Below are 12,756 nucleotides of genomic sequence, written 5' to 3'. Positions count from 1 at the left end.
CCGGGAATCCCGGGGCGCCCCGGGTGCCCGTGATGCCCGGGGCGGCCGGGGCAGTACCCGGGGAAGTCCGGGAACAGCAAGCACGGGTCCGCGAGACCGCTCTTCGCGCCGGGCTTCACAGCGCCGGCCTGACCGCCGCCGGCGCCCTCCGCATACGCGGCACCCGTCAGAGCACTGGACACCAGGGCCACGCTCGCGGCCACTGCCCACCACGCCCGAGGTATGGCTATTCGGGACAACACGTCACCTCCAGCAAGGGGCCCACAACGCGCGGCAGACGCCGCTCACCAGGAGAGAAACGCTGTTGAAGACAGCAGCGAGCCCACAGCAAGGATGGCTGTCCGCAGTGACCCATGCACATTCAGTAGCCGACCGGGTGATGTCTGTCTCCGCGTACGAACAGCGGCCCGGATCCCCACGTGGGGGCCGGGCCGCTGTGTTGCGCGGGTCAGGCGAGGCGGAAGTTTTCGAGGCGGTGGCCGGCGCCCACGCGGGCCATCAGCCGCTTGCTCGGGCATGGGGGCTTCCGACCCAGTGCCCCGTACGCCGTCATTCTGCGGTCCCGGCCCTCCACGGCCTTCCGCGGTGGTTGGTCAGTCCTTGCCGGCCCGTACGGGTTCCGCGGCGAGGGGAGCCTTTCGAGTCTCCGTGGTGCGCCGGGGCAGGGAGTCGCCCTCGATGTCCACGTTCGGCACGGCCCGGTCCAGCCACGCGGGCAGCGCCCAGGCGTGACGGCCGAGCAGGCTCAGTACCGCGGGGACGATGGTGAGGCGGACCACGAAGGCGTCGATGAGGACGCCGACGGTCAGCGCGAAGCCGATCGTCTTGACGGTCGGGTCGTGGTTGAAGATGAAGCCGCCGAAGACGGCCGCCATGATGAGGGCCGCCGCCGTGACGACCCGGCCGCTGCGCTCCACGCCGTGCTCGACGGCGGCCCGCGCGTCCCGGTGGTGGTGGAAGTGCTCCCGCATCCGGCTGACGAGGAACACCTCGTAGTCCATCGCGAGCCCGAACAGGACGCCGATCAGCAGGACCGGGACGAAGCACGCGATCGGGGCCGCCGCCGCGACCTGGAACACTCCGGTGAGGTGGCCGTCCTGGAAGACCCATACGACCGTGCCGATGCCGGCCGCGATGGACAGCAGGAAGCCGAGCACGGCCTTGAGGGGCACCAGGATCGAGCGGAAGGCCAGCATCAGCAGGAGCAGCGCGAGCACCACGATGATCGTGACGAACAGCGGCAGCGCCGAGGACAGCTTCGCCGACACGTCGATTCCGGCGGCGGTCGCACCGGCGACGTAGGCCGTGCCGCCCGCGTCGGTCACCGGGGTCACCGCTTGGTCGCGCAGCCGGTGCACCAGGTCGGTGGTCCTCTGGTCGTCGGGGCCGGTCTTCGGCACGACGCCGAGCACGGTGATCGCGCCGTCCTCGGTGGCCCTGGGCGGGGCCACGGTCGCGATGTCCGGATCCTTGCCGACGGTCTCGGCGACCTGCTCGACGACCGTCGCGCGCTGCGTCGTGGGTACGCGGGTGCCGTCGACGACGACCACGAGGGTCGCGTTGAATCCGGGACCGAAGCCCTTGGTGAGGAGCTGGTAACTCTTGTGCTGGGTGGTCGAGGCGGGCTGGGTCTCGTTGCTCGGCAGTCCGAGGCGCAGTCCGGCGGCGGGCAGGGCCAGGGCGAGCAGCCCGAGGACGCTCACGGCCAGGACCGGGACGGGGAAGCGTGTCATGAGGCGGCCCCAGGCCAGACCCCAGGACCCGGGCTTGCGCTCGCGGCCGGACGCCTGAGTCCGCGGGGAACTCGCCCCCGGCCGTGCGCTCTTGGGGCGCAGCCGTTCGCCGAGGAAGCCCAGCAGGGCCGGTACGAGGGTCAGGGCCACCAGGACCGCGAGGAGTACGGTTCCGGCGGCGGCCAGGCCCATCACGGTGAGGAAGGGGATGCCGGTCGTGGCGAGCGCGGCGAGCGCGATGATGACGGTCACGCCCGCGAAGGTCACGGCGCTGCCCGCCGTCGCGGTGGCGCGGGCGATCGAGTCGGGCACGTCCTGCTCGGGATCGGCGAGCTGTTCGCGGTGGCGGGAGACGATGAACAGGGCGTAGTCGATGCCGACCGCCAGGCCGATCATCAGCGCGAGGACGGTCGCGGTATTCGTCATCTCTATGAAGCGGGACAGGAACTGGACGGTCATCACGCCGACCCCGACGCCGACGAGGGCCGTCACCAGGGGCAGCCCGGCCGCCACGAGTGAGCTGAGCGCGAGCGCGAGCACCACGAAGGCCACGACCACGCCGACGACCTCGGCCGGGCCGCCCACCTCGGCCGGCGGCGTGGACACGGTGCCGCCCAGCTCGACCTCCAGGCCGGCCTTCTTCGCCGGGTCCAGGGCGTCGGCGAGCCGGTCCTTGGCGGACTGGGGCACGCTGTTGGCCGGCTTGCCGAACAGCGCGTCGGCGTAGCCGATGGTGCCGTCCCTCGACACCGCGCCGGTCTTCGCCGGGTCGGAGACGTTGACGACGCCCGGCACCGCCGCGACCTCCTCGAGGGTCGCGGCGATGGCACGCCGCTCCTGCTCGCCGGAGAGTTTCGCGCCCTGGGGTGCGGCGAACACGACCCGGGCCGTGCCGCCCGCGGCCTGCGGGAACTTCTCCTTCAGCAGGTCCTGGGCCTGCTGGGACTCGATGCCCGGCACCGAGAACTCCGTCGTCGCCTTTCCGCCGAGGGCGGTGCCCAGGCCGGCGGCCAGCGCGAGGAGCAGAACCCACATCGAGAGCACCCGGTACCGGCGGTGCGCCGCCCAACGTCCCAGCGCGTACAAGCGTTTCGCCACGGCAGATCTCTTTCGCTTCGAGGGTCGGCAGCTGTCCGTCCCGCAGGATTTTTGCAGCGTAATGCATTTTTACGCCGCGATGTAAAAACGCAGGTCCGCCGCTATCCTGGACGGCATGGACAAGGTTGCGACGGGGGACGGCCTGCGCGAACGGGGCAAAGCCAGGCGACGGGCCGCGATCACACGCGCGGCCTTCGAGCTCTTCGCGGCGCAGGGCTACGACGCCACGACGATCGCCGAGATCGCCGCGGCGGCCGAGGTGTCCCCGCGCACGGTGACGCTGTACTTCCGCTCCAAACAGGACATCGCCTTCGCGTCCTTCGATGCCACGGTGCTGCACCTGACGGAGGTGCTGCGCGGCCGCGCCGCGGGGGAGAGCGTCATGCACGCCCTGGAGGGCTGGTTGCGCAAGGAGTCAGCCTGCTACGACGAGTCCGACGAGCTCGAACAGCGCATGTTCGAGGTCAACCCGGAACTGCGGGCGGTGCGCACCGCGCGGATGGCGGCGGCCATCGAGGAGGGCGCCCGCATCATCGCCGAGGACACCGGCCAGGCCCCGGACGGGATCGCCCCCCGCCTCGCCGCCGCCGCGGCCGCGGCCGTGGTCACCGAGATCTTCCAGCACCCCGAGGGCAGCGGCCGCGACCAGGCCATCAGCGCGGCCATGGCCTTCCTCACCGCCGGCATCGAGGGCATGACCGCGAGCGCACGCCGCTGACTCCCGCGTCCGGAGGAGCGCCCCCCGGGGTGGATCAGGCAGATACGGCCGCCGCCGTGCCGGACCGGCGCGACGCGGGCCGCACCGCCGACCGCGGCGCGGGACCGGACGGCGGGATCAGCGCGCCCGGCCGGGTCCGCCCGTCGCGTGTGCGGCCGTGCAGGACGAACGCGATCGCCTCGGCCGGCCCGCGCTCGGCGACCCGCGCGGCGAGCATGCGCCGGTGACGGCCGGGTCGGTGAGACCGCGCAGCGTCACGAAGCCCGGGACCCCGATTCGTTCCCGGGACCCCGCGCGCGCACGGCCCCCTGCCGACGCGGGGGACCGTGCCGCCGCGGTGACCGCGCCGATGGCGGCCCGGACGACAGGCACCTCGCCCTCCCGGGCGGGCGAGCGGGCGGGACGAGGACGGCGGTGATGTCGTCAGCCGAGTGGGCCCCGGTCGGGGGTGCGGCGGCCTGTCGGCTTGCCGCCCCCAAACGATCACGGGAAGGTACCGCCATGACCTCGAAAACCTCTGCCGTGCCCCTGGCTGACCGCGTCGCCGTCGTCACCGGCGCTTCCAGCGGTATCGGAGAAGCGACTGCCGAGCACCTGGCGTCGCTCGGTGCGAAGGTCGCGGTGCTGGCCCGCCGCGAGGACCGGCTCGCCGTCCTGGCTTCGCGCATCGAGAAACAAGGCGGCACAGCCCTGGCGATCGCGGTCGACGTGACCGACGCACAGGCGGTGCGTGCCGCCGCCGACAAGGTGAAGAACGACTTCGGCGGCGCCGACCTGCTGTTCAACAACGCGGGTGTGATGCTGCCGGCCCCGATCGAGGAGCTCGCCACCGACCAGTGGCAGCGGCAGATCGATCTGAACATCACCGGCCTCATGCACCTCATCGGAGCGTTCGTTCCGCAGCTGGTCGAGGCGGCTGCCGAGCGCGGCGTCAGCGACCTGGTCAACACCTCCTCGATCGCCGCGCAGAACATCTTCCCCAACTTCGCCGTCTACTCGGGCACGAAGGCCTACGTCACACACTTGTCGCGCCACCTGCGTACGGAGCTCGGTCCCAAGAACGTGCGCGTGTCGGCCATCGAGCCCGGCATCGTCGGCACGGAGCTGCAGAGTCACGTGACCGATTCCGGTGCCCTGGAGTGGCTGGCGGGCGCCAAGGAGACGATGGAATGGCTGACGGCCGAGGACATCGCCCGTACCGTCGGCTTCCTCGTCTCCCAGCCGGCGCACGTCAACCTCCAGCAGGTCACGATCATGCCCACCGGCCAGCCGAGCTGAGCTGCCGTCAGGTGTGATCCGAGCGGCCATCCCCTGCTTCGCGTGGTCTGCCCTCGTCCTGCCGCGAGCCGCATCGGGCGTCGGAGAACGTTCGCGCAGACACCGTGCCCACGGCTCTACGTGCTGTGCCAAGCGGGACGGGCGCGGCCCACTCTGCTTTCCCTCAAAGCGACCGCGCCGCCGACGGTTCCGCGTACCTGGTGAAGGCTTGGCGCGCGGCCGTCGTCGGGTCGGAGGTACGCACGCGCGTACAGGTGGTCAGCGGGTGACACGCGGGGGAGTGGCCGTGCCGTGCACCCGCTTGGCGTGCCTGGCGTACAGGCGCGGCGCGAGAAGCGGGAGAACCAGTCGGGCGGGACCGGGAGCCTCCGCGAGGACCGCCTTGATCACCTCGGGGTCGCCCTCGTACATGGCCATGCCGAAGGCGAGCGGGAGTGCCTTCTTCGGCACTTCGCTCATGCTGTGCTTGCCGAGCTCCTGCCACTCGGTCGCGGTGACGTATTTCTCGGCAAGGGGGAGGATCCGCTCCTCCTCCATCGTCATGTGCTCCAGCAGGACGGCCAGCAGCCGGTCGAACGCGTCGGCGAGCTCGTGCCCGCCGCGCGCGGTGGACCTCCACTCCGGCAGCAGGCGCATCGCCGCGCCGTGGGCGGCCTCGATGGCGTGGTGCTGCTCCTCCATCACCGGCACGATGGCCTCGGCCTCCTCGCCGCCACGCTCGTGGAGCAGCGGCCAGAGGATCACGTCCTCGCCCTCGTGGTGGAAGTGCAGCATGTCGCAGACGAGTTGGGCATGGGAGCCCACGACCTCCGAGCGCTTGGTGTCGTACGGCTCGACGTCCCGTACGAGTTGCGGGAGCAGTCCGAATTCACGGCGGATCATGGTGTGGGCCATGTACATGTCTCGCACATCGGCCATGGCTTCGTCGGTGCTCGGGTTCACGGGTCCTCGATCGCTTGTGGAACGGTCGGCTCATGCGGCCGGCCGGAAAAGCCTGATCGCGACGGACGCCAGGTGTCTAGGAGCTCAGTGCCACATGGAGACGCCGAGTCGCCGCAGATCCGAGGACTTTCGACCTGCGGATCCAGCGCGTCGGATACCGCCTCCGGCTGATGGGGTCACGGTCCCGTAACCGCCCAGCGCCGTCCGGGCCTGGTATCCGGTCCCGGCGCTTCCCGGCGCTGCTCACGGGTAACCCGGGTGGTCCGGAAACCGGCCGCATACGCCGCCGCGACGCCCGCGCGCTGTCCGCGCCCGGCGAGAACGTCGGTCGGAACCGCGGACGGTGGTGGACGTCGCCGGGTGGGCGAAGCGCAGGTCGGCCTTGTCGGTCAAGCCCGTCGTCCTCGGCACTGAAGGGCGGACAAGGGCACCTGGCAGGAGCGGCTCCACGCGCCGGCCCGCGCGGACTACGTGTCCCTCCGCGTCACCGCCGAGCAGCACAACGGCAGTGGTGTCACCCAGACCGTCATCCGGGCCTTCGGCCTGAACCGGCCGCCGCGATGGATTCCCCATCGCCTCGCCGACCGCTGCCCCGGGTGGTCCCTCCGCCGGAGCCGGGGTCGGGGCGCCGTCCGGAACTCCTCGTCCACGCGGGAAAGTTCATCCGCGAGGGCATCGGCGAGACGGCTCGGGACCGCGCCGGCGCGGGCGAGCGGCCCGGCCGTCCACGACCAGGTCGGACCGGCGGCGAAGGCCCGCATCGGCGCAGGGGGAGCTCGGTCGCGCAACCGGTGGGCTCGACCTGTCCGGTCCGCGAGGCGGGCGGACCGAGCGCCGCCGTGGTGGCGACCGGGCCACGGGCTCCGATGATCCACAATCCGGCCGGCATGAGCGCTCCTGTCACGGATGACGATGGGCCTGGAACCGCTGACTGGGTGGCTGAGCGTCATGAGCGTGCGGCAGAGCGTCATCGCTGTCAAGACGCTATCCCGCATTTCGTTGGATTCAATTCGCGGTTGGCGACGATCTTTTGACGGTTCGCCAAAAAGGTTGGGGTGACTCCGGGCAAAGCTCTGGACACCGCCGGGGACCCCGGTTAGCGTTCCAGCCGACCGACGCGATGTTGCGTCGATGTAACGCCAGTGCGGCCTTGTAACCAGCCCCGCCTGCCGGGGCCGTATGTGACGCGTCCTCACCGCCGACGAGAAGCCCAGCGCCGCCCGCCCGCCGCGAGTAGCGGGTTTCCGTTGTGACAGATGTCCCGCACTCCGCAGCACCCCGCCGTGGCGGGGGTTCCCGGCCGCGGCATGTCGCCGTGGCCGTAACCGCAGCAGAAGGGAAGCTCCATGAAGATCCGTTCATACCTCGTTGCAGCCTCGTTGGTGGCCTCGGGAGGTCTGGTCACGATCGCGGCGCCCGCGCAGGCGGCGCTCACGACCACCTGCGTGGGAGAAGGCGGAGCCGTCACCGTGAACGGCACCCTCGTCGTGCCGGCCGGCGCGTCGTGCACGCTGACCGGTACGAAGGTCAAGGGCGCGGTGACGATCGAGGCCGGCGCCGACCTCGTGGCGAAGGGCGTCACCTTCAGCAGCACCGTCGCCGTCGGTGACAACGCCTACCTGGACATCACCGACAGCACCGTCAAGGGCGCGGTGACCGAGCAGGGCGCCTTCGGCGTGCATGTACAGAACACCGCGGCCAGCGGCGGGATCTCGGCCGTCGGCGGCTTCCTGTACAGCGTCGACGCGACCGTCAAGGGAGACGTCAGAGCCTCCTCGGGCGAGCTCTACATCTCGGGCACCACCGTCTCCGGCGCCGTCTCCGGCGACGCGAACCTCTACACCGACGTATACGACAGCACTGTCGGCAAGACGCTCACGGTGAACGCCAACACGTTCGGCGGTGTCCTGTGCGCCAGTGAAGTCGAGGGCGACACGGCGTACAAGAACAATTCCGACACCCTCCAGCTCGGCGGCGACGGCCCGCTCAGTTCCTGCGCACAGGCCACCTACCTCGGCGGCGACCTCGCGGTCACCGGCAACAACGCGAACGCGGTCCTGGACAACATCATCGTCCGCGGCAAGCTCACCGCCAGCGACAACAGCCCCGCCCTCCAGGTAGGCGAACTGGCCCGCGTTCGCGGCGGCATCGCCGCGACCACCGCCGCGCCCTCGGCGTCGCTCGCCCGGGCCGCCAAGGCAGCCTCGCAGGACCGCGGCGCCGACCTCGCCGCGAAGGCGGCGGAGCGTACCGCGCAGGCGGAGGCCGCAGCGGCCGCCGCGGGCACCGGGCTGTGATGGCGGCCCGTCCACGGGCAACAAGCGCTCCGCACCGTCAGCGCCGCGCACCTCACACCCCACTCTGCTTCGCCCCATCCACCAAGGAGTGACCGTGGGCCACCTGGACAAATCCTTCGACCGCAGGGATTTCCTGCGGGCCACCGCCGGCACCACCGTGGCGGTCGCCGCCGCCTCGATCGTCGGCGCCGCGACGGCGCCGTCCGCCTCCGCCGCGACCAGCATCCTGTCCATCCCGAAGGACCGCATCTCCCTGCAGCTCTACAGCGTCCGCGACAAGGTCAGCTCGCTCGGATTCAGGGTCGTCCTGGAGGAGATGGCGCGCATCGGCTACAAGGAGGTCGAGTTCGCGGGCTACACCCAGAACACCTCGATCCTCGGCCGGCAGATCACGGTCCAGGAGATCCGGCAGCTGCTCGACGACAACGGTCTGAAGGCGATCGGCAGCCACGTCGGCATCGGGGACTTCAGATCCAACCTCCAGGCCCAGCTCGACGCGGCGGAGATCCTGGGCATGCCGCACGTCGGCACCGCCAACGCACCGTCGAACTCCAACACGGTCGCCGGCTACCTGGCCGCCGCGGAGGAGTTCAACGCCTGGGGGCAGGCGGCGGCCGCCCGCGGCCTGAAGCTGTACCAGCACAACCACGCCGGCGAGTTCGCCTTCGCCACCGACCAGCCGTCGGTCCGGCTGTACGACGTGTTCCTGCGCAACACCGACCCGCGCTACGTCTACCTGGAGCTGGACGTGTACTGGGCCTACGTGGGCCAGCACCGCTGGCCGGGATTCGACCCCGCGGCCTACGTGCGCAACCAGCCCTACCGGTACCCGCTGTTCCACATGAAGGACGGCGCCGCCAGCTCGGGTGCGGACGGCTACTCCATCGTCGAGTTCGGCGCCGGCGTCCTTCCGTACCAGCAGTTCATCCGGGACATCGGAGCCCGCGGCAGCCACATCGGCATCTGGGAGCAGGACACCGCGCCCAACACCCAGCCCAACCCGCCGGGTTCGTTCGGCGCCGCGCAGCGCAGCTTCACCGCCCTGAAGCAGCTGCTGGCCTGATCGCAGGCACCCGATCGGGCCGAGCCCGCCGTTTGCGTACCGCTGCCACGGCGCAACCGGCGGGCCGGCCCGGCTGCGCACCTCCTGACCCGAACAGACCAAGGAGACGCATCACTGTGTACCGTACCCTGAGAGGCCTCATGGCCGGGGTGCTCCTGGCATCGCTGCCCATGCTGGGCGGTCTGGCCCTGGCACCGGCCGCGCAGGCCCACCCGGACGACGCACACACGGACCACGCGAGCACGGCCGCCGACCCCGCCGTGGACTGGTCGAACTACGAGAAGGTCACGCTCAGCAAGGAGACCGGCGAGCCGATCGACCTCGCCGTGCTGCCCGATCTGCGCGTCCTGCACACCGCCCGCAACGGCGATCTGCGGATGACCGACCCCGGCACGGGAATCACCAAGGTCGTGAACCACCTCGACGTCTACCAGAACTCGGAAATGGGTCTGCAGACCGTCACCCTCGACCCGGACTTCGCGACCAACCACTGGGTCTACCTCTACTACTCGCCGCCGCTGAGCACTCCCACCGGCGCGGCCCCCGAGCGGCTGCCGTCCGGGCAGACCGACGCGTACTGGAAGCAGTGGGAGGGCTACGACTCCCTCACCCGCTTCAAGTGGACGGGGGACAAGCTCGACCTGTCCACCGGTCAGGAGATCATCCGCGTTACCACCAACCGCGGTCAGTGCTGCCACGTCGCGGGCGACGTCGACTTCGACGCGCAGGGCAACCTCTACCTGGCCACCGGCGGCAACACCCCCGCGTCGGGTCCCAACGTCAACGGGTACACCCCGATCAACGACGCGGCGACCTACAACCCCGGCCTCGACGAGCGCCGCGGCTCGGGCAACACCAACGACCTGCGCGGCAAGATCCTCCGCATCCACGTGCAGGAGGACGGGACCTACACGATCCCGGCGGGCAACCTGTTCCCCGTCGACACGCCCAAGACCCGTCCCGAGATCTTCGTGATGGGCCTGCGCAACCCGTACCGGATGGCGGTGGACAAGGCCACGGGCGCGGTGACGTGGGGCGACTACGGCCCCGACGCCGGAAACGCCGACCCCAACCGCGGACCGATGGGCTACGTCGAGTGGAACACCACCAGCACGGCGATGAACAGCGGCTGGCCGTTCTGCACCGGTGACAACACCCGTCCCTACCGGGACTTCGACTTCGCCACCCTCACCCCCGGCCCCGCCTTCGACTGCGCCGCGCCGGTCAACGACTCCCGCTGGAACACCGGCCTCACCGAGCTGCCCCCGTCGAGGGCGGCCACCTTGTGGTACGGCGACCGCGACACCGACCAGCCGTGGCCGGAGCTCACGGCCTTCCGCGGTCCCGGCGGTCCCGGCGGCCAGGCCCCGATGGGCGGCCCGGTCTACCACTACGACGAGTCCAATCCCGCTCCGGGCAAGTTCCCCGCCTACTGGGACGGCAAGGCCTTCCTCGGGGAGTTCTCCCAGGACTACGTCGCCGCCCTCACCCTGGCCGGCCCGGACGGACCGGTCACCAAGCTGGAGAACGTCCTCCCGAACAGCGAGCGTTCCGAGAACGGCATCCCGCCGTGGGACAACCCCATGGACCTGGAGTTCGGCCCCGACGGCGCGCTCTACGTCCTCGACTACGGCGACGGCTTCTTCCGGCAGAACCCCGACGCGGGCCTCTACCGGATCGACTACGCGGAGGGCAACAAGGCCCCCACCGCGGTGATCAGCGCCAGCCCCTCGTCGGGCCAGGCGCCGCTCACCGTCTCCTTCAGTGCGACCGGCTCCACCGACCCGGAGGGCTCCGCCCTCACCTACCAGTGGGACCTCGACGGCAACGGCACTTTCGAGGCCACCGGTCCCACGGCCACCCGCACCTATCCCGACAACGGCCAGCTCCGGGCCCGTCTCAAGGTCACCGACCCCGAGGGCAAGACCGGCCTGACCAGCAAGCAGATCACCGTGGGCAACACCGCACCGACGGTGGCGTTCACCTCCCCGCCCAACGGCGGATTCTTCACCTGGGGCGACGTGGTGCCGTACGCCACCCGGATCGACGATCCGGAGGACGGCACCAACGTCGACTGCACCAAGGCCGCCTGGACCCTGGGCCTGGGCCACAACCAGCACGGTCACCCGGTGAGCAGCGGGACCGGTTGCTCGGGGGCGATCACCACCCCGGCCGACGCGGGCCACGGTGACACGGAGAACGTCTTCGGAGTCCTCGGTCTCACCTACACCGACCGGGGCGCCGGCTCTGTGCCGCCCGCGACCAGCGACGCCCAGGTCGTCCTCAACCCCGCCCTCATGCAGGGCGAGCACTACGACTCGTCCCAGGGCGTCGTGATCACCGATGACGCCACCGCCTCCGGACAGCGCAAGCTGACCGCCTTCGACAACGGCGACTGGATCGGCTACGACCCGGTGTCCTTCGCCGGCATCACCGGGGTGCAGACCCGCGCCACCGGCGCCGGAACGCTGTCGCTGCGCTGGGGCACACCCAGGTCCGACCCGTTCGCCACGATCACGGTCCCGGCCGGCGACGGCTGGCAGACGGTCAACACGGCGCTGAGCGCGGCTCCCACCGGCACCGGGCAGCTCTACGTCACGTCCTCGGGCGGTGTCGACGTGGACTCCTTCACCTTCCAGGGGTCCGGTATCGCCGACAGGACCCCGCCGACGGTGACGGCCACGCTCAACCCGGCGCAGCCCACCGGCAGCAACGGCTGGTACACCGGCAATGTGTCGCTGACCGTCAACGCCACCGACAATGGGGCCGTCAGGAGCCGGGAGTACTCGCTCAACGGCGGAACGACCTGGCTGAGCGCGAACAGCACGGTCACCCTCTCCACGGAGGGGATGAGTTCCATCCGGTACCGGGCGACGGACACGGCCAACAACATCTCCGCGGTGGGCACCGTCGCCGTGCGGATCGACAGGACCGGACCCGAAGTGACGGTCACCGGTGTGACGACTGACGCCGCCTACGGGGACTCCCAGCGCCCGACGCCGGTGGTCTCGGTCACGGACGCGGTCTCCGGAGGGCCGGCCGCCACCGCGCTGCTGGACGGTACGGCCGTCACCCCCGGGCAGCCACTGCTGCTGTGGCGGTTGCCGCTGGGTGGCCACGACTTGGTGGTCACGGGTCGTGACGCGGCGGGCAACACCACCACGCGCACGGTGCACTTCACCACCCGCACCTCCTTCGACGAGCTGGACGCCCTGATCACCCAACTGCGTGCGGAGAACCGGCTGACCGAGCAGGGTCAGCAGCGGCTGACGGTCCGGCTCGACCAGGCCCGGGCGCACGCCGACGCAGGGCGCACCAACCAGGCGGCCGCGGTCCTGGACCAGGTCGCGCAACTGGCGGCGGACACCAGGCTGGTGACCGACGCGACCGCGCGGACCGCTCTTGCCCGCGACGCCCTGGCCGTGAAGGGAGGCCTGGCCGGCTGATGCGAAGGGTGCTGCCCGGCCGTCACGCCGGGCAGCACCCCTTGGCACTCCCGGGGCCGGGACTCCGGTCGGGTAACTGCTCGACGCACCGATGCTTTCTTCGTTTCGAATTTAACTTTTGACGATCTGTGTGAAAGCCATTGACGCTTATGAAGTTACGCCCCTAACGTTTTGTCACACA

The 12,756-nt window shown here is 70.8% G+C and carries 8 protein-coding genes; 6 read left to right on the top strand and 2 right to left on the bottom strand.

Translation table 11 applies throughout. The annotated features are described in order from the left end of the window. Nucleotides 1-593: 593 nt before the first annotated feature. Nucleotides 594-2,831, bottom strand: a complete 2,238-nt coding sequence (locus PV364_RS17935; protein WP_319661026.1) for an MMPL family transporter — start codon at nucleotides 2,829-2,831, stop codon at nucleotides 594-596. A 115-nt stretch (nucleotides 2,832-2,946) separates the two neighbouring features. Here PV364_RS17935 and PV364_RS17930 point away from each other — a divergent pair, with 115 nt between their 5' ends. From PV364_RS17930 to PV364_RS17920, 3 genes are all read left to right on the top strand, one after another. Beyond that, nucleotides 2,947-3,549, top strand: coding sequence for a TetR/AcrR family transcriptional regulator (locus tag PV364_RS17930; RefSeq protein ID WP_319661025.1), 603 nt, complete (start codon nucleotides 2,947-2,949; stop codon nucleotides 3,547-3,549). A 29-nt stretch (nucleotides 3,550-3,578) separates the two neighbouring features. Then, complete coding sequence (locus PV364_RS17925) at nucleotides 3,579-3,776, top strand: hypothetical protein (protein ID WP_319661024.1); 198 nt, start codon at nucleotides 3,579-3,581, stop codon at nucleotides 3,774-3,776. Nucleotides 3,777-4,050: 274 nt separating this feature from the next. After that, nucleotides 4,051-4,827 (top strand): SDR family oxidoreductase, encoded by a 777-nt coding sequence (locus PV364_RS17920; RefSeq protein ID WP_319661023.1) that lies wholly within the window; start codon nucleotides 4,051-4,053, stop codon nucleotides 4,825-4,827. 258 nt (nucleotides 4,828-5,085) lie between these two features. Here PV364_RS17920 and PV364_RS17915 read toward each other — a convergent pair whose 3' ends face one another. Then, complete coding sequence (locus tag PV364_RS17915) at nucleotides 5,086-5,745, bottom strand: hemerythrin domain-containing protein (protein WP_319661022.1); 660 nt, start codon at nucleotides 5,743-5,745, stop codon at nucleotides 5,086-5,088. Nucleotides 5,746-7,115: 1,370 nt separating this feature from the next. Here PV364_RS17915 and PV364_RS17910 point away from each other — a divergent pair. The 3 genes from PV364_RS17910 to PV364_RS17900 all read left to right on the top strand — a co-directional run bounded on the left by PV364_RS17910 (nucleotide 7,116) and on the right by PV364_RS17900 (nucleotide 12,575). Next, complete coding sequence (locus PV364_RS17910) at nucleotides 7,116-8,066, top strand: hypothetical protein (protein ID WP_319661021.1); 951 nt, start codon at nucleotides 7,116-7,118, stop codon at nucleotides 8,064-8,066. Nucleotides 8,067-8,160: 94 nt separating this feature from the next. Continuing rightward, nucleotides 8,161-9,129, top strand: coding sequence for a sugar phosphate isomerase/epimerase (locus tag PV364_RS17905; protein ID WP_319661020.1), 969 nt, complete (start codon nucleotides 8,161-8,163; stop codon nucleotides 9,127-9,129). Between the two features lie 140 nt (nucleotides 9,130-9,269). After that, nucleotides 9,270-12,575: a PQQ-dependent sugar dehydrogenase gene (locus tag PV364_RS17900; RefSeq protein ID WP_319661019.1), complete on the top strand. Its 3,306-nt coding sequence runs from the start codon at nucleotides 9,270-9,272 to the stop codon at nucleotides 12,573-12,575. Nucleotides 12,576-12,756: the final 181 nt, after the last annotated feature.

It is taken from the genome of Streptomyces sp. MI02-7b (assembly GCF_033793585.1).
Taxonomy (GTDB): domain Bacteria; phylum Actinomycetota; class Actinomycetes; order Streptomycetales; family Streptomycetaceae; genus Actinacidiphila.
Note: the sequence above shows the minus strand (reverse complement) of the source record. Positions and strands in the feature narration are given on the sequence as shown.